Origin of the sequence: Pseudomonas sp. KCJK8993 (assembly GCF_046230915.1) — a bacterium.
GTDB lineage: Bacteria > Pseudomonadota > Gammaproteobacteria > Pseudomonadales > Pseudomonadaceae > Aquipseudomonas > Aquipseudomonas piscis.
Genome location: NZ_JBJJLO010000012.1, coordinates 20598 through 40291 on the forward strand (window position 1 = coordinate 20598; position 19694 = coordinate 40291).

15 protein-coding genes and 1 pseudogene are annotated in these 19694 nt (G+C 64.3%); 13 read left to right on the top strand and 3 right to left on the bottom strand.

All coding sequences use genetic code 11. The features are described 5' to 3' along the window. Positions 1-208: 208 nt before the first annotated feature. From ACK6AU_RS06280 to ACK6AU_RS06290, 3 genes are all read right to left on the bottom strand, one after another. Positions 209-580, bottom strand: a complete 372-nt coding sequence (locus ACK6AU_RS06280; RefSeq protein WP_185697591.1) for a translation initiation factor Sui1 — start codon at positions 578-580, stop codon at positions 209-211. A gap of 197 nt (positions 581-777) precedes the next feature. Beyond that, positions 778-1314 (bottom strand): NUDIX hydrolase, encoded by a 537-nt coding sequence (locus ACK6AU_RS06285; protein ID WP_022642067.1) that lies wholly within the window; start codon positions 1312-1314, stop codon positions 778-780. A 3-nt stretch (positions 1315-1317) separates the two neighbouring features. Beyond that, entirely contained in the window at positions 1318-2385 is a 1068-nt protein-coding gene (locus ACK6AU_RS06290; RefSeq protein ID WP_185697590.1) for a DUF2333 family protein, read from the bottom strand. A gap of 288 nt (positions 2386-2673) precedes the next feature. Between ACK6AU_RS06290 and ACK6AU_RS06295 the strand changes: the two genes are divergently transcribed. The 13 genes and pseudogenes from ACK6AU_RS06295 to ACK6AU_RS06355 all read left to right on the top strand — a co-directional run bounded on the left by ACK6AU_RS06295 (position 2674) and on the right by ACK6AU_RS06355 (position 19648). Beyond that, positions 2674-4344, top strand: coding sequence for a PleD family two-component system response regulator (locus ACK6AU_RS06295; RefSeq protein WP_185697589.1), 1671 nt, complete (start codon positions 2674-2676; stop codon positions 4342-4344). A gap of 1499 nt (positions 4345-5843) precedes the next feature. Then, a pseudogene (locus ACK6AU_RS06300) lies at positions 5844-6359 on the top strand (methyl-accepting chemotaxis protein); the annotation flags it as partial. 319 nt (positions 6360-6678) lie between these two features. Beyond that, on the top strand, positions 6679-7131 hold the full coding sequence (gene aroQ, locus ACK6AU_RS06305; protein WP_185697587.1) for a type II 3-dehydroquinate dehydratase: 453 nt from the start codon (positions 6679-6681) through the stop codon (positions 7129-7131). A gap of 48 nt (positions 7132-7179) precedes the next feature. Next, positions 7180-7644: an acetyl-CoA carboxylase biotin carboxyl carrier protein gene (gene accB / locus ACK6AU_RS06310; RefSeq protein ID WP_185697586.1), complete on the top strand. Its 465-nt coding sequence runs from the start codon at positions 7180-7182 to the stop codon at positions 7642-7644. Positions 7645-7661: 17 nt separating this feature from the next. Beyond that, positions 7662-9020 carry an acetyl-CoA carboxylase biotin carboxylase subunit gene (gene accC / locus ACK6AU_RS06315; RefSeq protein ID WP_185697585.1) on the top strand — a complete coding sequence of 453 codons (1359 nt, stop codon included), beginning with the start codon at positions 7662-7664 and terminating at the stop codon, positions 9018-9020. A 180-nt stretch (positions 9021-9200) separates the two neighbouring features. Next, entirely contained in the window at positions 9201-10079 is an 879-nt protein-coding gene (prmA, locus tag ACK6AU_RS06320) for a 50S ribosomal protein L11 methyltransferase (protein ID WP_409298316.1), read from the top strand. Between the two features lie 30 nt (positions 10080-10109). Beyond that, positions 10110-11429 carry a DUF3426 domain-containing protein gene (locus ACK6AU_RS06325; RefSeq protein WP_409298318.1) on the top strand — a complete coding sequence of 440 codons (1320 nt, stop codon included), beginning with the start codon at positions 10110-10112 and terminating at the stop codon, positions 11427-11429. A 196-nt stretch (positions 11430-11625) separates the two neighbouring features. Further along, positions 11626-12639: a tRNA dihydrouridine synthase DusB gene (gene dusB / locus ACK6AU_RS06330; RefSeq protein WP_409298320.1), complete on the top strand. Its 1014-nt coding sequence runs from the start codon at positions 11626-11628 to the stop codon at positions 12637-12639. Further along, positions 12636-12956, top strand: coding sequence for a DNA-binding transcriptional regulator Fis (gene fis / locus ACK6AU_RS06335; protein ID WP_003186237.1), 321 nt, complete (start codon positions 12636-12638; stop codon positions 12954-12956). The genes dusB and fis overlap by 4 nt, the downstream gene beginning before the upstream one ends. A gap of 83 nt (positions 12957-13039) precedes the next feature. Next, positions 13040-14647: a bifunctional phosphoribosylaminoimidazolecarboxamide formyltransferase/IMP cyclohydrolase gene (gene purH, locus ACK6AU_RS06340; RefSeq protein ID WP_409298322.1), complete on the top strand. Its 1608-nt coding sequence runs from the start codon at positions 13040-13042 to the stop codon at positions 14645-14647. 188 nt (positions 14648-14835) lie between these two features. Then, positions 14836-16125: a phosphoribosylamine--glycine ligase gene (gene purD, locus ACK6AU_RS06345; protein WP_185697580.1), complete on the top strand. Its 1290-nt coding sequence runs from the start codon at positions 14836-14838 to the stop codon at positions 16123-16125. Between the two features lie 101 nt (positions 16126-16226). Then, complete coding sequence (locus ACK6AU_RS06350; protein ID WP_409298324.1) at positions 16227-19013, top strand: response regulator; 2787 nt, start codon at positions 16227-16229, stop codon at positions 19011-19013. Between the two features lie 41 nt (positions 19014-19054). Further along, a complete protein-coding gene (locus ACK6AU_RS06355) occupies positions 19055-19648 on the top strand; it encodes a MarC family protein (RefSeq protein ID WP_185697578.1) in 594 nt (197 codons plus the stop codon). The last annotated feature ends 46 nt before the right edge of the window (positions 19649-19694 follow it).

Consider the following 19694-nt stretch of genomic DNA (forward strand, 5'->3'; position numbering starts at 1 on the left):
AAGAAGTCATAGAGCGCCGCCCCGATCCAGGGCCGACGCAGTCTAAAGAATGAAAATGACGATTAGCCTGCACGCGCAATAGACCACGCCTGCAGGGCCGAGTTTAGAAACCGTTCATGAACAGGCTCTGTGAAAACCATGGAGACGACGCCGGCATCCCGAGCCAATCAGGACAGCGTCCAGTCAGAGGTGGTTTTCACAGAGGCTGCTAGCCGCCGGACTTCTTCGCCGTGAAACCGCGCTTGACCAGTTCCGCCAAGAGTAGCTCGACGTGGTCGCCCTGGATCTCGATCACGCCCTCTTTCAAGGCGCCACCGGTACCACAGCGCTTCTTCAACGCCGCGGCCAGTTCCTTGAGTGCGTCCTGGGCCAGGGGCACGCCGGTGATGGTGGTCACCGTCTTGCCACCACGACCCTTGCTTTCGCGACGCACGCGAGCAATGCCGTCGCCGGCTGGAATCACGCTTTGTTTGCAGATACAGGCGGCCACCGGCTGGCTACAGTCCGGGCAATGTCGACCTGCGTCGGTGGAAAACACCAGGCCGCCAAGGGCGGCGAAGGATGCGGCTTTTTTGGCCACCGGCAATCCTCTTGGGAGGACAAAGACTGGTCGGGGCACATGGCGGTGTCGCCGACCGCGAAGCCCCACTCAGGCAGGGGCAGCGCTACTGGGCCAGGTCCCTTGCGAGGAAAGCGCTGGCTCAGCTTGAAAAGGCGCGCAGTGTAACGGCAAAAAGCCGACTTGCTAAGAGCCAATCGGCGTCAATTTATGCAACTTTAACGACGTCGCGCCAGATAGCGCTGCAAGGCGGCCAGGGAGTCCGGGCAATAGGGCTTCTCGTGGATTTCCCGCAGCACCTGGTCCAGGGGCAGGAAGCGTGCCTCCAGCACTTCCTCGGGCTGCAAACGCAGCGGTCCGTCCCATACGGCGGAGAAAGCCGAGCACCACAGGCGGTTGTCGGTGTCCTCGAAGAAGAAGTGGTCGTGGGCGACCAGCTCGACCCCGCTCACCCCCAGTTCCTCTTCCAGTTCACGGGCCGCCGACTCGGCATAGCTCTCAGTGGCGAGGACCATGCCACCGGCGGCGACATCCCAGTAACCCGGATAGATGGCCTTGCTCAGGGTGCGCCGGTGCACGCATAGCTCACCGGCGGAGTTGAACAGCATGATGTAGGTCCCACGGCCGATCAGGCCCCGCTCGCGCAGCTCCGAACGGGCCATGGCCCCCAGCAGCTGGTCCTCGCCATCGACCCAGGCGATCTGTTCGGCATCGGAGGCGGCGCGGTGGGCCGCCTCATTGGTGGTCGCGACCATGGATCAGCCCTGGTTGAGCAGTTGGCGCAAGTCGATGACTGCAGCGTTGGCGCGGGAAATGTAGTTGGCCATGACCAGGGAGTGGTTGGCCAGCACGCCGAAGCCGTTACCGTTGAGGATCATCGGGCTCCAGACAGTCTCCTGGGAGGCCTCCAGTTCGCGGATGATCTGGCGCACGCTGACGGTAGCGTTCTTCTTGGCCAGCACATCGGCGAAGTCCACTTCGATCGCGCGCAGCAGGTGCGACAGCGCCCAGGCCTGGCCACGCGCCTCGTAGAACACGTTGTCGATCTGCATCCATGGGGTTTCTTCGATTTCCTCGCCCACCTGCGGAACCTGACCCGGAGCCGGGACTTCGGTCTTCAGCGCGGTGTTGAGCTTGACCCGGCCGACGCTGGCCGACAGCCGCTGGGACAGCGAACCCAGGCGGGTGCCCACGTCACCCAGCCAGTTGTTGAGGTTGTCGGCCCGGGCATAGAACTGCGCGGTCTTCTGGTTCGGGTCCGACAGCCGCGCCTGGTAGCGGCTCAGGGAATTGATGCCTTCCAGGTATTCCGACTCGCTGGAGGGCAGGATCCAGCTCTTGTTGTCGAAGTTGAAGCGTGGCTCGGCCTTGGCCAGGTCGGCGTCCTCGGCGGACTGCGACTGGGACCGGGCGAAATCCTTGCGCAGGGCGCGGGTCAGGTCGCGGACCTGGACCAAGACTCCATATTCCCAGCTGGGCATGTTGTCCAGCCAGATGCCCGGTGGAAAGCGATCATTGGAGATATAGCCGCCCGGCTTGTCGAGCAGGGTGCCGACCACGGTCTTGAGGGTTTCCACGGTGGTGTAGCCCACCACCATCTGCCGGCCTTCCTTCTCGGCGGCCAGCTGGGCGTTCTGCTGGACCGGGAACAGCGCCGGTTCCTGGCTCCAGTACCAGCCCAGGGCACCGGTGACCAGCAGGTACAGGCCCAGCAAGGTCGCCAGGGCGCGACTGAACAGCAGGCTACCGAAGTAGCTGCGAGTCGCCGACTTGGGTTGGGCGGCCCGTTCCGGCGCGCTGTCTGCGCGGTTCTTCCAATCCAGCATGGCTATATCCTTTCAATCACTTGGGTTCATCGATTCGACCACAACCCTGCTCCATCGTGCCTCGCCCTGGCGGGATAAATCTTCAGGCAAACGCGCGCCGCACAACGATTGCGTATCGGGCGACCACTATAAATGAAGCACAGTCCGCAGCCTATGCGAGCAATCGCTGGCGAACCCGGCCGAGTCGCCTAGCACATTATTGACGTACGACACTCATGTGAGACAAAAGTGGTGCTAGCATAGAGCCACCAGTCGATCTCAGCATGCACCCTAACTAGTAGTCAGGATATGACCGAGCCAGAAGACCCCAGCCGTGAGCGCCTCAAGCACCACTTTGCCCAGCGGGTAATTCATCAGGCACGGCAGATCCTCGAGATCTGGCAGCGGCTGCAGCGCAGCGAGTGGTCGTCCACCGACATGTCCGAACTCTGCGAAGCCAACCTGCGCCTGCTGCGTTTCGCCGAACGCTTCGAGCAACCCGAGCACACCCAGCTGGCCCGCAGTATCAGCCAGTCGCTGGAAGCGGTGGATGCCAACCGCGGCCGCCTGAGCAGCCACCTGATCACCGAACTCAACCGCCTGATGCAGCGCCTCTCGCGTACCGGCCTGCGCCATGGCGACCAGCTGGAGCAGACCTTCCTGCCGCCGCTGCGCAAGCCGATCTACGTGATGCTGCAGGATCACGACCGGGCCGAACGCCTGGCCAAGCAGCTGGAGTTCTTCGGCCTCAGCGCCCACCCCCTGGACAGCATCGCCGCGTTTCGTTCGTCCATGGTCGAGCGCCTGCCAGCGGCCATCGTCATCGACGTGGACTTCTGCGGCCCCGGCATGGGCCTGACCCTGGCCGCCGAAGCCCAGGTGGGCCTGGAGCAGAAGCTGCCGCTGCTGTTCTTCAGCCTGCACGAAACCGACACCCCGACCCGCCTGGCCGCCGTGCGCGCCGGTGGCCAGGAGTTCCTCACCGGCACCCTGGAAGCCTCCAGCCTGCTGGAAAAGATCGAGGTGCTGACCTGCGTCGCCCAGTACGAGCCCTACAAAGTGCTGATCATCGACGATTCGCGGGCCCAGGCCCTGCACACCGAGCGCCTGCTCAACAGCGCCGGGATCGTCACCCGCACCCTGATCGAGCCGATCCAGGCCATGGCCGAGCTGGCGGATTTCCAACCCGACCTGATCATCCTCGACATGTACATGCCGGCCTGCACCGGTACCGAGCTGGCCAAGGTGATCCGCCACAACGACCGCTACGTCAGCGTGCCGATCATCTACCTGTCCGCCGAGGACGACCTGGACAAGCAACTGGACGCCATGAGCGAGGGCGGCGACGACTTCCTCACCAAGCCCATCAAGCCGCGCCACCTGATCACCACGGTGCGCAACCGCGCGGCCCGGGCGCGCAACCTCAAGGCGCGAATGGTCCGCGACAGCCTGACCGGCCTGTACAACCACACCCATATCCTGCAACTGCTGGAAGACTGCTGCTTCCGCGCCCGCCGCGAGAACAAGCCGCTGAGCTTCGCCATGCTGGACATCGACCACTTCAAGCGGGTCAACGACAGCCACGGCCACCCCATGGGCGACCGGGTGATCAAGAGCCTGGCGCTGTTCCTCAAGCAGCGCCTGCGCAAGACCGACTTCATCGGTCGCTACGGCGGCGAGGAGTTCGCCATCGTCATGCCCGATACCGACCAGGACGCGGCATGCCAGGTGCTGGACGAAATCCGCCAGCGCTTCGCCGAGATCCATTACCCGGCCCAACCCCAGGACCTGTGGTGCACCTTCAGCGCCGGAGTGGTGCAAATGCAGGAAGACTCCGACAGCCTGATGATGGCCAGCCAGGCGGACGAGGCCCTGTACCGGGCCAAGCACAGCGGCCGCAACCGGGTGCAGAGCGCCCGGCAATCAAGTCAAAGTGCCATCTTTTCATCCGAATCCACCGATTCGGTCATAACCTTGTAATACAACCGCAATAAATTCAGGCGCTTGCCATTCAAGTCGTTGGTAGAGCCCCGATGCGCCTGAAGTTGCTGACCAATCTCAACACCCTTCTATTAGTTGCCGTGTGCGTGGCCCTGGGGGCGACGCTGTGGTGGTCGCAGCGCGCCCTGGAACGCCCCTACCTGCTGATGGAGCGCTACCTGGGCCTGTCCCAACAGTTCCAGAACCAGGCCGCGCGCAACATCGAGGACTACCTGACCAGCGGCGATGCCTTGCGCCTGAGCAGCGCCACCCAAGCCATCGAAGCCCTGCAAGGTGCCCTGCCCGAACTGCCGCCCCAACTGGCACGCAGCCTGAGTCCGAGCCTGGCCAGCCTCGCCGAGTTCAGCCAGACCGACCTGCTGGCCGCCGGCAAGCTGGCGGGCGATCCCCAGGCCCTGTTGTTGCAGGCCGAACGCGAGCTGGGCGCCAGCCTGGAGCAACTGAGCCAATACGCGGGCGGTGGCAAGACCGGCGAGGCCAATGCCTACCTGCCCCTGCTGCTGGCCGCTTCGCAGCACCTGGGCAAACTCTCGCTGGCCCGGGACAAGCTGGTCAGCACTGGGCGCAGCGAACTGGCAGCCGACGTCGAGCGCGAACTGAACAACATCCGTGCCCAGGCCGAGCGCCTCGAGGCCCTGCCTTTACTGGGCGTGGCGACCAGCAGCGAGTCGAGCACCGATGACTTCGCCGCCATGATGGGCCTGGAGAACGCCCAGAAAAGCGCCGTCGAGGACGCCGGCATCGGCCTCAAGCGCGAGCTCAACAGTCTGCTCAATCGTTATCCCGCCGAGCTGGCGCGCACCCGCGAGCAGATCAAGAAACGCGCCGAGCTGAGCGCCGCGACCTTGCTGAAGATCACCGCCGTGCAGCAAGCGATCGCCGCACTGGAGCCGGAAGTGCGCGCCCAGCACGGCCAGATCCAGGGCGAAGTGCGACTGATGCAGGGGTTGATGATCGGCCTGATCCTGTTGATCGCCCTGGTGATCGACACCCTGCAGCGCAAGCTGGCGCGGGTCCTGACCAATCTCGCCCCGGCCCTGTCGACCTGGGCCGGGGGCGATTTCGGCCAGCCGATCCAGCTGGGCAGGACCAACTACGAACTGCATGCCATCGAAGCATCGCTGAACCGCTTGCGGGCCTACCTGGTGGACCTGGTGGATACCATTCGCCAGAACGCCGAACAGGTAGCCGGCAGCAGCCGGGCCTTGGCCGACCTCAGCAGCGGCCTGCACAGTGGCGCCGAACGCCAGGCTGGCGATACCGCGCAGATCCGCGATGCGCTGGGTGAACTGGAAGCCACCATCCAGCAGGTGGCCGGTGATGCCAGCCAGGCCGCGGAGGCCAGCCGCAGCGCCGGCCTGGCGGTCCAGCAGGGGCAGGAAGTCATAGGCCTGAGCCTCACCGGCTTGCATGCCCTTGTCGGGGAAGTCCAGGGCAATGCGCAGATGATCGAACACCTGGCCCAGGAGTCGGCCACCATCGGCGGCGTGCTGACGGTGATCCGCTCCATTGCCGAACAGACCAACCTGCTGGCGCTGAACGCCGCCATCGAAGCCGCCAGGGCCGGCGAGATGGGCCGGGGGTTTGCCGTGGTCGCCGAGGAAGTGCGCTCCCTGGCCCAGCGCACCGCTGGCGCCACTGCACAAATCCAGGCGCTGATCGCTGGCCTGCAAAGCGCCGCGCAGCAGTCGGTACAGGGCATGCGGGCCCAGGTCGAGCACGCCGAGGCCACTGCCAGCCAGGCCCAGGCGGCCGATGGCGCGCTGGATGAAATCGTCGGGGCGATCCAGACCATTGCCGAGACCGCGGTGCGGATCGCCGATGTCACGGCCCAGCAAAGTGGCGCGGTCAGCGAGATCCGCGACCACAGCGAGCGCATCCACCAACTGGGGGGCGACAACCTGCTGCGCATCGGCGAAGGCCGGACCCAGGGCGAGAACCTGCTGCACCTTGGCGACCAGTTGCACACGGCAGTGCAGGCCTTCCGCGTTTGAGCCGATCCACGCCGGCAACTGCCGCCCACTGTGCCAAGTCTGCGAGGGGCTTCCCTCCCGGGCCCACCGCGACCTGATCGGACCGCCGCCCCACATCGGCCGGAAAAACGCTCCGGGCGAAGCCAAGATCGGCGAAAAAGTCAGCAACCACTTCAGCAGCGCCTCATGACGGACATATGACCGGATTCCAGAGGCCAGTCACATATTTCGCGCAAACATCGGTCATCGTGCTGGCTATTGCCGGGAACTGGACAGTCACAAAGTCTTTCCGGCATAGTCGCCGGGTTCTGCCAACCGCCCCCCTGACAAGGAACGATCGATGGCCACCCTACTGGTTCTGCATGGCCCCAACCTGAATCTGCTCGGCACCCGCGAACCGGGAGTCTATGGCGCCACCACCCTGGCCCAGATCAACCAGGACCTGGAGCAGCGGGCCCGTGCCGCCGGGCATCACCTGCAGTACCTGCAGAGCAATGCCGAGTACGAACTGATCGAGCGCATCCATGCCGCGCGGGACGAAGGCGTGGATTTCATCCTGATCAATCCAGCGGCTTTTACACATACAAGCGTCGCATTACGTGACGCGTTGCTGGCGGTGAGCATCCCATTCATCGAAGTGCATTTGTCCAACGTGTACAAACGCGAACCTTTCCGCCATCACTCCTACTTTTCAGACGTTGCGGTAGGAGTGATCTGCGGCCTTGGCGCCAGCGGTTACCGACTGGCCCTGGAGGCCGCCCTGGAACAGCTTGAAATACAGGCAACTGCTTGAACAACAAGCGTTAAACGCCCCTGACCGACCCCTGGGAGTTGATGATTCATGGATATTCGTAAAGTCAAGAAGCTGATCGAACTGCTGGAAGAGTCCGGCATTGACGAACTGGAGATCAAGGAAGGCGAAGAGTCCGTACGCATCAGCCGTCACAGCAAGACTCCGGCCCAGCAGTACTACGCTCCGGCTCCAGTGGCCGCAGCTCCAGTGGCCGCTCCAGCCGCCGCTGCTCCTGCTGCCGCTGCCGCCCCGGCCGCTGCCGCCGCACCCGCGCTGAACGGCACCGTAGCCCGTTCGCCAATGGTCGGTACCTTCTACCGCAAATCCTCGCCAACCTCGCCAGCCTTCGTCGAAGTCGGCCAGAGCGTGAAGAAGGGCGACACCCTGTGCATCGTCGAAGCGATGAAGATGATGAACCACATCGAAGCTGAAACCAGCGGTGTGATCGAATCCATCCTTGTCGAAGACGGCCAGCCGGTTGAGTACGACCAACCGCTGTTCACCATCGTTTGAACCGCGGAGAGTCTTTGATGAAGCCTGCGAAGTTGGAAAAAGTCCTGATCGCCAACCGCGGCGAAATCGCCCTGCGGATCCTGCGTGCCTGCAAGGAAATGGGGATCAAGACCGTCGCCGTCTATTCCAAGGCCGACAAGGAGCTGATGCACCTGGGCCTGGCGGACGAGTCCGTGTGCATCGGCCCGGCGCAAGCCGCGCAGTCCTACCTGCACATCCCGGCCATCATCGCGGCCGCTGAAGTCACCGGCGCCACCGCGATCCACCCTGGCTACGGCTTCCTGGCGGAAAACGCCGACTTTGCCGAACAGGTGGAGAACTCCGGCTTTTCCTTCATTGGCCCCAAGGCCGAGACCATCCGCCTGATGGGCGACAAGGTTTCCGCCAAGCACGCCATGATCGCCGCCGGCGTGCCCACGGTTCCAGGTTCCGACGGCCCGCTGCCGGAAGACGAGGAAACCGCGCTGCGCATCGGCCGTGAAGTCGGCTATCCGGTGATCATCAAGGCCGCCGGTGGCGGCGGTGGTCGCGGCATGCGCGTGGTGCACAAGGAAGAAGACCTGATCGCCTCGGCGAAGCTGACCCGCTCCGAAGCCGGCGCGGCATTCGGCAACCCGATGGTCTACCTGGAGAAGTTCCTGACCAACCCACGCCACGTGGAAGTCCAGGTCCTTTCCGACGGCCAGGGCAACGCCATCCACCTGGGCGACCGCGACTGCTCCCTGCAACGCCGTCACCAGAAGGTACTGGAAGAAGCTCCGGCCCCGGGCATCGACGAAGCCGCCCGCCAGGAAGTCTTCGCTCGCTGCGTCCAGGCGTGCATCGACATCGGCTACCGTGGCGCCGGCACCTTCGAGTTCCTCTACGAGAACGGTCGCTTCTACTTCATCGAGATGAACACTCGCGTACAGGTAGAGCACCCGGTATCGGAGATGGTCACCGGTGTCGACATCGTCAAGGAGATGCTCAGCATCGCCGCTGGCAACAAGCTGTCCATCCGCCAGGAAGACGTGGTGATCCGCGGTCACGCCCTGGAGTGCCGGATCAACGCCGAAGACCCGAAAACCTTCATGCCAAGCCCAGGCACGGTCAAGCACTTCCATGCCCCGGGCGGCAACGGCGTGCGCGTCGACTCGCACCTGTACAGCGGCTACGCGGTTCCACCGAACTACGATTCGTTGATCGGCAAGCTGATCACCTACGGGGCAACCCGTGACGAAGCCATGGCGCGCATGCGCAATGCGCTGGACGAAATCGTCGTCGACGGGATCAAGACCAACATCCCGCTGCACCGCGACCTGACCCGTGACGAAGGCTTCTGCAAAGGGGGAGTGAACATTCACTACCTGGAGCACAAGCTGGCCGAGCAGCACTGATCGGCATTCGCCACACCCCCAAGGCCGCTTTCGAGCGGCCTTGGTGTTTCTGCAGGAACGAGGCTCCTGCAAATGCCTGCCTGCCTTGCCGCAGTCGTCTTCTGCCTCCTGCTCGCGTAAACTTGCGCGCTTCTCGCGGCCCACTAGGCTGCACATCACATATTTTCAAAGGTGCCCGCCATGCCTTGGCTGCAAGTCCGCCTCGCCATCAGCCCAGAACAAGCCGAAACCTATGAAGACGCTTTTCTTGAAGTCGGCGCCGTCTCGGTGACCTTCATGGATGCCGAAGACCAGCCGATCTTCGAACCCGAGCTGAACACCACCCCGCTGTGGTCCCACACCCATCTGCTGGCCCTGTTCGAGGGCGGCACCGAGGCCGCCAGCGTGCTGGCCCACCTCGAGTTGCTGACCGGTAGCCCGCTGCCCGAACATCACAGCGAAGTCATCGAGGACCAGGACTGGGAGCGCAGCTGGATGGACAACTTCCAGCCGATGCGTTTCGGCCAGCGCCTGTGGATCGTCCCCAGCTGGCACGCCGCTCCGGAACCGGATGCGGTCAACCTGCTGCTGGACCCGGGCCTGGCTTTCGGCACCGGCACCCACCCGACCACCGCCCTGTGCCTGGAGTGGCTCGACGGCCAGGACCTGAAGGACTGCGACGTCCTGGACTTCGGTTGCGGCTCGGGGATCCTGGCCATCGCCGCCCTGCTGCTGGGGGCCAGGCGCGCCGTGGGCACCGATATCGACGTGCAGGCCCTGGAGGCCTCCCGCGACAACGCCGGGCGCAACAACATCGCCGAGGAACTGTTCGCGCTCTACCTGCCGGAGCAGATGCCCCAGGAACAGGCCGACGTGCTGGTGGCCAACATCCTGGCCGGTCCGCTGGTGTCCCTGGCGCCGCAATTGTCCGGCCTGGTCAAGCCAGGTGGACGCCTGGCGCTCTCGGGCATCCTCGCCGAGCAGGGTGACGAGGTCGCCGCGGCCTATGCCCAGGACTTCGATCTGGACCCGATCGCCAGCCTCGATGGCTGGGTGCGCATCACCGGCCGTCGGCGCTAGAATGGCCGCCTGCATAATCCGGATGGCCGCATGACCGACAGTTTCGTCACCCAGTGCCCGCATTGCCAAACCAGGTTCCGTGTCAGCCACGCCCAATTGAGCGTGGCTCGCGGAGTGGTTCGTTGCGGCTCCTGCCTGCAGGTGTTCAACGCTGCGCGGCAACTGCTCGAACAGCGCGCGGCCAAGGAAGGCGCGGCCGCCAAGCCGGCCGCCAAGCCGACCGCACCAGTGACGACACCCGCCCCCGTATCCCCTCCTCCGGCGGCGGAGCCGGAGCAACCGAAGCCGCAACCCGTTGCCGAGCCGGAACCGGCCCCGGTCCAGCGCGCCATCAGCCAGAAACAATGGTCGGCAGCGGAGATGGACCTGGACCATCTGGACCTCGACGAGGAACTGGCCAAGCTCGAGCAACGGGAAATCCAGCCGGCCAGGGCCTTCGGCCAGGAACGCGAGCCTCGGGAAAACGGCCTCAGCGCCCGGCGTGACCAACAGGACAACGACGAAGCCAACTGGCCCGGCGGCCTGTTCGGCAGCGCCGGCGAGCAGGACGAACCGGCCAGCCACAAGGCCCCGGCCAAGGACGACGCCGAGCCCGAGCCGGCCAAGGCCGCCCGCACTGAACCCTCGCTGTCCTTCAACCTGGCGGACCTGGACGGCGAGCCACCGTCCCCCAAGTTACGCCTGGACGCCGACCTGGAACCCTTCGTGGCAAAGGCCCCCGAGCCCGCCCTCGAGGACGCAGACGAAACCCCAGTCCCGGCACCGGGCAAGAAACGCCGCGAACGCAGCGAACCGGGAGTCCAGGACGAAGTGCTGCTGGACCTGGTCGACGACCCGCTGCACCTGGATTGGCAAAAGCGTCGCTCGCCCTGGGGCCGGCGCCTGCTCTGGCTGTTGCTGATCCTGCTGGCCGCCGGTGGCCTGGCGGGCCAGTACATCGCCTATCACTTCGACGAACTGGCCCGCCAGGACCAGTACCGCCCCTGGTTCCAGCAACTGTGCCCGGAATTCGGATGTACGGTCCCCTCACGCGTGGACATCGGTCGGATCAAGAGCAGCAACCTGGTGGTACGCAGCCACCCGGAATTCAGCGGTGCCCTGGTAGTGGACGCCATCATCTACAATCGTGCGCCCTTCTCCCAGCCTTTCCCGCTGCTGGAACTGCGCTTCGCCGACCTCAACGGCCACCTGATCGCCAGTCGTAGCTTCAAGCCTGGGGAATACCTGGGCGGCGACCTGCAAGACGCGGCGGACATGCCACCGCAGACCCCGATCCACATCGCCCTCGATATTCTCGACCCCGGCCCCAAAGCCGTGAACTACAGTCTGAGTTTCCATTCGCCAGAGTGAAACGGCCGGAAGGGTTGGCGGACGACTCTGGATTGACGACAGATTCATGACAGTTCCCCGCGTATCGCTCACGGAAGCCGGCGGAAGAACTGTTCAGATTTTATCCAATTCAGCCTTTATCCGGTCATCGAGAGCGGGTATCATGCCAACCCTTTTTCGAACTCTCATGATCCGGCCCCCACAACAGGGAAGTCCTATGTCGGCGGTACGCATCGGCCCATACATACTGCAAAACGGCTTGGTTCTCGCCCCGATGGCGGGAGTGACCGACCAGCCCTTTCGTCAGCTTTGCAAGCAATTGGGTGCCGGCCTTGTAGTCTCGGAAATGGTCACCAGCGACATGAGCTTGTGGAACAGCCGCAAATCGCGGCTGCGCATGATCCACGAAGGCGATCCCGAGCCGCGCTCGGTACAGATTGCCGGTGGCGATGCACAGATGCTGGCGGACGCCGCCCGCGCCAACGTCGAGTTGGGTGCACAGATTATTGATATCAACATGGGTTGCCCGGCGAAGAAGGTCTGCAACAAGGCCGCCGGCTCCGCATTGCTGAAAGACGAAGTCCTGGTCAACGAGATTCTCCAGGCGGTGGTGGCCGCGGTGGACGTACCGGTCACCCTGAAGATCCGCACCGGCTGGGACCGGCAGAACAAGAACGGCCTGACCGTGGCGAGGATCGCCGAACAGGCTGGCATCACGGCACTGGCGGTCCACGGCCGGACCCGCGCCGACCTGTACACCGGTGAAGCCGAGTACGACACCATCGCCGCGATCAAGCAGGCGGTGTCGATCCCGGTCTTCGCCAATGGCGATATCGACTCGCCCGAGAAGGCCCGGCAAGTACTGAATGCCACCGGGGCCGACGGGCTGTTGATCGGCCGGGCCGCCCAGGGGCGGCCATGGATTTTTCGTGAGATCGAACACTTCCTGCGCACCGGTGAAACCCTCCCGGCACCGCAGCTGTTCGAAGTGGAGCGGATTCTGCTGGAGCACCTGGCCGCGCTGCATGCCTTCTATGGGGATGTCATGGGCGTACGCATTGCACGCAAGCATGTGGGCTGGTATCTCGCAACCCTGCCGGGCGCCAGGGAGTTCCGCGCCCACTTCAATCGTTTGGAAGATACGGAAGCACAGTGCGCCAACGTCCGTGAGTTCTTCGCCGGACGTTACAAGAGCCTGGAAACAGGGGACGGAGAGGGGGTGGCCGCATGACGATGATGACCGAGACTTTAGTGAGTGGAACAACACCCGTGAGCGACAACGTGAATTTGAAACAGCACCTCAATACCCCCAGCGAAGAAGGCCAGACCCTTCGCGGGAGTGTCGAGAAGGCGCTGCACAATTATTTCGCCCACCTTGAGGGCGCTGCCGTCACGGACGTGTACAACCTGGTGCTCTCCGAAGTCGAGGCCCCGCTGCTCGAAAGCGTGATGAACTACGTCAAGGGCAACCAGACCAAGGCCAGCGAACTCCTGGGCCTGAACCGCGGAACCCTGCGCAAGAAACTCAAGCAGTACGATTTGCTGTAAGCATTCAACCAAACCAGGAAGGCGCCCGCGTAAAAAACGGTCGCCTTTTTTGCTGACCCCCTAGCTTGTTGATGGAAATTGAGATGACCGACCAGACTATCCGCCTGCCGATCCGCCGCGCCTTGATCAGTGTTTCCGACAAGACCGGGATCCTCGAATTCGCCAAGGAGCTGGAAGCCCTCGGCGTCGAGATCCTCTCTACCGGCGGGACCTTCAAGCTGCTGCGGGACAATGGCGTGTCCGCAGTGGAAGTCGCGGATTACACCGGTTTTGCGGAAATGATGGACGGCCGGGTCAAGACCCTGCATCCGAAGATCCACGGCGGCATCCTGGGCCGTCGCGGTATCGACGACGCCATCATGAGCGAGCACGGCATCAAGCCGATCGACCTGGTGGCGGTCAACCTCTATCCCTTCGAAGCCACCATCTCCAAGCCCGGCTGCGACCTGCCGACCGCGATCGAGAACATCGACATCGGCGGCCCGACCATGGTTCGCTCCGCCGCCAAGAACCACAAGGACGTGGCCATCGTGGTCAACGCCAGCGACTACGCCAGCGTCCTGGATAACCTCAAGGCCGGCGGCCTGACCTACGCCCAGCGCTTCGACCTGATGCTCAAGGCCTTCGAGCACACCGCGGCCTACGACGGCATGATCGCCAACTACATGGGCACCATCGACCAGGCCAAAGAGACCCTGTCCACCGAAGGCCGCAGCGAATTCCCGCGCACTTTCAACAGCCAGTTCGTCAAGGCCCAGGAAATGCGCTACGGCGAGAACCCGCACCAGAGCGCGGCCTTCTACGTCGAGGCCAAGAAAGGCGAGGCCAGCATCTCCACCGCCCTGCAGTTGCAAGGCAAGGAACTGTCGTTCAACAACGTGGCCGACACCGACGCCGCGCTGGAATGCGTGAAGAGCTTCGTCAAGCCGGCCTGCGTCATCGTCAAGCACGCCAACCCCTGCGGCGTGGCCGTGGTCCCTGAAGACGAAGGCGGCATCCGCAAGGCCTACGACCTGGCCTATGCCACCGATACCGAGTCGGCGTTCGGCGGCATCATCGCCTTCAACCGCGAGCTGGACGGTGAAACCGCCAAGGCCATCGTCGATCGTCAGTTCGTCGAAGTGATCATCGCCCCGAAAATCTCCCAGGCTGCCCGCGAAGCAGTGGCGGCCAAGCAGAACGTGCGCCTGCTCGAATGCGGCGAGTGGCCGGCCGAGCGCGCCGCCGGTTGGGACTTCAAGCGGGTCAACGGTGGCCTGCTGGTGCAGAGCCGCGATATCGGCATGATCAGCGCCGATGACTTGAAGATCGTTACCCAGCGTGCTCCGACCGAACAGGAAATCCACGATTTGGTATTCGCCTGGAAAGTGGCCAAGTTCGTAAAATCCAACGCCATCGTCTACGCCAAGAACCGCCAGACCATCGGTGTCGGCGCCGGCCAGATGAGCCGCGTCAACTCCGCCCGCATCGCCGCCATCAAGGCCGAGCATGCCGGCCTGCAAGTGCAGGGCGCGGTCATGGCTTCCGACGCCTTCTTCCCGTTCCGCGACGGCATCGACAATGCCGCCAAGGTCGGCATCCGCGCCGTGATCCAGCCTGGCGGCTCGATGCGTGACGCCGAAGTGATCGCCGCCGCCGACGAAGCCGGCATCGCGATGGTGTTCACCGGCATGCGCCACTTCCGCCACTAATACGGCAGCGGCCGCACTGAAGCAGGCATCTGCTGCGTTGAGGCCGGTTCCACTGATGCTCATTGCCAGAAGGCAACTCCGCTCATCGGAACCGGCCCCGCCTTGCATCTACCTACTTCATTGCGACCTCCTGAAGCGTGAAGCGCTCCAGGCACCTAACAGAATTTGCGTCATCCGAGGTTTTTGAAATGAATGTGTTGATCATTGGTAGCGGCGGTCGTGAACACGCCCTGGCCTGGAAAGTCGCTCAGGACCCACGGGTCGAAAAAGTATTCGTCGCTCCCGGCAACGCCGGTACCGCCATCGAGGCCAAGTGCGAGAACGTGGCCATCGACGTGCTGGCCCTTGAGCAACTGGCCGACTTCGCCGAGAAGAACGTTGCCCTGACCATCGTCGGTCCGGAAGTGCCGCTGGTGGCCGGTGTGGTCGACCTGTTCCGTGCCCGTGGCCTGGACTGCTTCGGCCCGACCCAGGGCGCGGCCCAGCTGGAAGGCTCCAAGGCCTTCACCAAGGATTTCCTGGCCCGCCACAAGATCCCCACCGCCGACTACCAGAACTTCACCGAGATCGAGCCGGCCCTGGCCTACCTGCGGGAAAAAGGCGCGCCGATCGTGATCAAGGCCGACGGCCTGGCCGCTGGCAAGGGCGTGATCGTCGCCATGACCCTGGCCGAGGCCGAGGAAGCCGTGCGCGACATGCTCGCCGGCAACGCTTTCGGTGACGCCGGTTCGCGCGTGGTGATCGAAGAGTTCCTCGATGGCGAGGAAGCCAGCTTCATCGTCATGGTCGACGGCAAGAACGTGCTGCCCATGGCCACCAGCCAGGACCACAAGCGCGTCGGCGATGGCGACACTGGCCCGAATACCGGTGGCATGGGCGCCTATTCGCCTGCCCCGGTGGTCACCGCCCAGGTGCACCAGCGCGTGATGGACCAGGTCATCTGGCCGACCGTGCGCGGCATGGCCGAGGAAGGCAACGTCTATACCGGCTTCCTCTACGCGGGCCTGATGATCGACAAGGCCGGCAACCCGAAAGTCATCGAGTTCAACTGCCGTTTCGGCGACCCGGAAACCCAGCCCGTCATGCTGCGCCTGCAATCGAGCCTGGTGCTGCTGGTGGAAGCCGCCCTGGCCCAGGCCCTGGACAAGGTCGAGGCCCAGTGGGACCCGCGTCCGAGCCTGGGTATCGTCCTCGCGGCCGGCGGCTATCCTGGTGACTATGCCAAGGGCGCGGCCATCACCGGCCTGGACGCCGCCGCCGCGCTGGAAGGCAAGGTCTTCCACGCCGGCACCGCGCTCAAGGACGGCCAGATCGTCACCGCCGGTGGCCGGGTGCTGTGCGCCACTGCCATGGGCGCCAGCGTCGACCAGGCACAGCAGCAAGCCTACCGCCTGGCGAGCGAAATCGACTGGCAGGGCTGCTTCTACCGCAAGGACATCGGCTACCGTGCCATTGCCCGCGAGCGCGGCGAACAGTAAGCCTCGCACGAAACCCCGGCAAGGGCCTCCAGGCCCTTGCCGGGCGCTCATTGCGCCGCGCATAGTTATAATCAGGCATCAACCAACGAAGGGATTTCGCCGTGCGCTGGCTCAGGATTGCCCTAGGCTTCACCGTCACATTGCTGACCCTGCTCTGCATGAATCCGGCCCTGGCCGCTCAAGGCAGTGGCTGGGCGGTGCTGCTCGACGATCAGGGCGACCTGCAACTCAGTGACATCCGTTCCCCGCGCTACACCAACCAATTCAGCCCCATCGAACTGGACAAGCTCACCGCCGCCGAGCCCAACGGCGCCCTGTGGTTGCGCTTCAAGCTCCAGCCGGGGTCCCATGAGCAGATCCTGCGGATCTTCGCTCCCGACCTATCCCACCTGAATCTCTACGTGCTCGAAGGCGACCAGCTGATCGAGCAAGTGAACACCGGCTCCAGCCAGCCCCAGACGGAAAAGCCGCTGCCCAGCAGCGACTTCGCGTTGCCATTGCCCCAGAGCAGCAAGACACTGGACGTCTACGTACGCCTGGTGTCCGAACACGAACTGCGCCCCTACATCACCCTGCAAGCGGCGGTGATGGCCGCCGCCAGCCAGGGCCAGACCCTGGTCTACGGCCTGCTGTTCGGCTGCCTGGCGATGCTGATCCTGCACAACCTCACGCGCTTCGCCTACACCCGCTCGCGCAGCAGCCTGTGGCTGGCGGTCTGCGAGGCCCTGCTGACCCTCAGCCTGATGATGCTGCTGAACCTGTTCGGCCCCTGGCTGCCGGACTGGCAGTCCCTGCAGACGCCCGGCGCCTACCTGGCACTGCTGCTGACCGCCCCTGCCGGCATGATGTTCGCCTATCGGTTCTTCTCCCCGGTGGGGCCGCATCCGCTGAACCGCCTGCTACTGGGCAACATCCTGCTGATCGCCCTGGCCGGCCTGTTGCTGCTGTTCATCAGCAGCCTGCCGCTGAACATCGTCACTTATGCCCTGGTGGCCCTGGCCGGCCTGAGCATGCTGTTCATCGGCGGTTACCACTGGCACAAGGGCTATCGCCCGGCCCGCTGTTTCGTCGCCGCCATGGCGATCTTCAACTTCGGCACCCTGGTGATCATGCCCGCCCTGCTCGGCCTGACACTGGTGCCTCCCCAAGGGCTGATCGTGACCTTGATGAGCGTGGTGTGCGTGGCCGGCCTGCTGATGAGCGTGGCCCTGGGCGAGCGCCAGCGCCACATTACCGAGAACCGTTTCAGCGCCAGCCGCGACCTGGCCGCCAGCACCGCCGAGGTCAACGCCAAGGCCGAGTTCCTGGCCAAGATCAGCCACGAGATCCGCACCCCGATGAACGGCGTGCTGGGCATGACCGAGCTGCTGCTGGGCACGCCGCTGTCGGTCAAGCAGCGCGACTACGTGCAGACCATCCACAGCGCCGGCAACGAGCTGCTGACCCTGATCAACGAGATCCTCGACATTTCCAAGCTCGAATCCGGGCAGATCGAGCTGGACGACGTGCAGTTCGATCTCAATGCCCTGATCGAAGACTGCCTGAGCATCTTCCGGGCCAAGGCCGAGCAGCAGAACGTCGAGCTGATCAGCTTCATCCAGCCCCAGGTGCCGCGGGTCATCAGTGGCGATCCGACACGGCTGCGCCAGGCCCTGCTGAGCTTGCTGGAAAACGCCCTGAAGAAGACCGACGAAGGCGAAGTGCTGATCGTCGTCGCCCTCGACGAGCGCAGCAGCAAACCGCGCCTGCGCATTGCCGTGCAAGATAGCGGGCAGCCCATGGAGCCCGAGGAGCGCGACGCCCTGCTGCATACCGAGCTGCACAGCAAGAATTTCCTGGCCACCACCCGCCTGGGCGGTAACCTCGGCCTGGTGATCGCCCGCCAGCTGATCCTGTTGATGCATGGCGAGTTCGGGATCAAGAGCGGCAACCAGCAGGGCAGTACCCTGTGGCTGACCCTGCCGCTGGATGCCGAGCGCCTGGAGCATCCCACCGCCGACCTCGACGGCCCGCTGCAAGGGGCCCGGGTCTTGGTGGTGGACGACAACGACACCTGCCGCAAGGTCCTGGTGCAGCAATGCAGCGCCTGGGGCCTGAACGTCAGCGCCGTGCCTTCGGGCAAGGAAGCCCTGGCCCTGCTGCGGACCAAGGCGCACCTGCGCGACTACTTCGACGTGGTCCTGCTGGACCAGAACATGCCCGGCATGACCGGCATGCAACTGGCGGCGAAGATCAAGGAAGACCCGAGCCTGAACCACGACATCCTGCTGATCATGCTCACCGGCATCAGCAACGCGCCGAGCAAGGTGATCGCACGCAACGCGGGGATCAAGCGCATCCTCGCCAAGCCAGTGGCCGGCTACACCCTCAAGACCACCCTGGCCGACGAGCTCAGCCACCGTGACAAGGCGCCCGTCACGCCCTACAACCAGCCCCTGGCCCAGGTCCTGGGCCCGGAGCCGATCACCGTGCCCAGCGATTTCCGCATCCTGGTGGCCGAGGACAACAGCATCTCCACCAAGGTGATCCGCGGCATGCTCGGCAAGCTCAACCTGCAGCCCGATACCGCCAGCAACGGCGAGGAAGCCCTGCAGGCGATGAAAGCCAAGCGCTACGACCTGGTGCTGATGGACTGCGAGATGCCGGTGCTCGACGGGTTCTCCGCCACCCAGCAACTGCGGGCCTGGGAAGTGGGCAACCAGCGAGTGCGCACGCCGGTGGTAGCCCTCACCGCCCATATCCTGGCCGAGCACAAGGAGCGCGCGCGCCAGGCCGGCATGGACGGGCACATGGCCAAGCCGGTGGAGCTCTCGCAACTGCGCGAACTGGTGGAGCACTGGGTCACCCAACGCGATTTGCGCGAACGCAGCGCCGCCCACACTAGCTGAGTTAAACTCTGGCTCGCCCTCCCTAGTCGTGAGCTTCCACCATGCTCCACGTGCTGTTCAGCGTTTACCTGAAGATGCTGGTGCTCTATAGCCCCTTCTTCGTCCTCTCGTGCTTCATCAGCCTGACCCGTGGCTACTCCCTCAAGGAGCGTCGGCGCCTGGCCTGGAAAGTCGCCCTGGCGACCCTGGTCTCCAGCGTGCTGCTGTACCTGTTCGGGCGGGTGATCTTCGGTGTGTTCGGCATCACCGTGGATGCGTTCCGCATCGGCGCGGGCTCGGTGCTGTTCATCTCCGCCCTGGGCATGGCCCAGGGCAAGTCGGCGGTACAGACCGACAACGTGCAGCAGGACGTGACCATAGTCCCGCTGACCATCCCCCTGACCGTCGGCCCCGGCACCATCGGCGCCCTGCTGGTGATGGGCGTCAGCCAGCCACACTGGGACGACAAGCTCACCGCCATCCTCAGCATCGCCCTGGCCAGCCTCACGGTGGGCGTGGTGCTGTACCTGTCCAACCGCATCGAGCGCATCCTCGGCGACCAGGGCCTGCAGATCGTCAGCCGGTTGATGGGCCTGTTCGTCTGTGCCCTGGCGGCGCAGATCATCTTCACCGGGGTCAAGGGCTACCTGGGGTAGAAGCAGCTGCAAGCTTCAAGCTTTAAGCGGCAAGAACAAGCGGGCT

Bases quoted from the DNA above. Each gene is read 5' to 3' on its own strand.
- ACK6AU_RS06285 (WP_022642067.1), bottom strand. From the start codon at position 1,314: ATGGTCGCGACCACCAATGAGGCGGCCCACCGCGCCGCCTCCGATGCC.
- ACK6AU_RS06290 (WP_185697590.1), bottom strand. From the start codon at position 2,385: ATGCTGGATTGGAAGAACCGCGCAGACAGCGCGCCGGAACGGGCCGCC.
- ACK6AU_RS06295 (WP_185697589.1), top strand. From the start codon at position 2,674: ATGACCGAGCCAGAAGACCCCAGCCGTGAGCGCCTCAAGCACCACTTT.
- aroQ (WP_185697587.1), top strand. From the start codon at position 6,679: ATGGCCACCCTACTGGTTCTGCATGGCCCCAACCTGAATCTGCTCGGC.
- accB (WP_185697586.1), top strand. From the start codon at position 7,180: ATGGATATTCGTAAAGTCAAGAAGCTGATCGAACTGCTGGAAGAGTCC.
- accC (WP_185697585.1), top strand. From the start codon at position 7,662: ATGAAGCCTGCGAAGTTGGAAAAAGTCCTGATCGCCAACCGCGGCGAA.
- prmA (WP_409298316.1), top strand. From the start codon at position 9,201: ATGCCTTGGCTGCAAGTCCGCCTCGCCATCAGCCCAGAACAAGCCGAA.
- ACK6AU_RS06325 (WP_409298318.1), top strand. From the start codon at position 10,110: ATGACCGACAGTTTCGTCACCCAGTGCCCGCATTGCCAAACCAGGTTC.
- dusB (WP_409298320.1), top strand. From the start codon at position 11,626: ATGTCGGCGGTACGCATCGGCCCATACATACTGCAAAACGGCTTGGTT.
- fis (WP_003186237.1), top strand. From the start codon at position 12,636: ATGACGATGATGACCGAGACTTTAGTGAGTGGAACAACACCCGTGAGC.
- purH (WP_409298322.1), top strand. From the start codon at position 13,040: ATGACCGACCAGACTATCCGCCTGCCGATCCGCCGCGCCTTGATCAGT.
- purD (WP_185697580.1), top strand. From the start codon at position 14,836: ATGAATGTGTTGATCATTGGTAGCGGCGGTCGTGAACACGCCCTGGCC.
- ACK6AU_RS06355 (WP_185697578.1), top strand. From the start codon at position 19,055: ATGCTCCACGTGCTGTTCAGCGTTTACCTGAAGATGCTGGTGCTCTAT.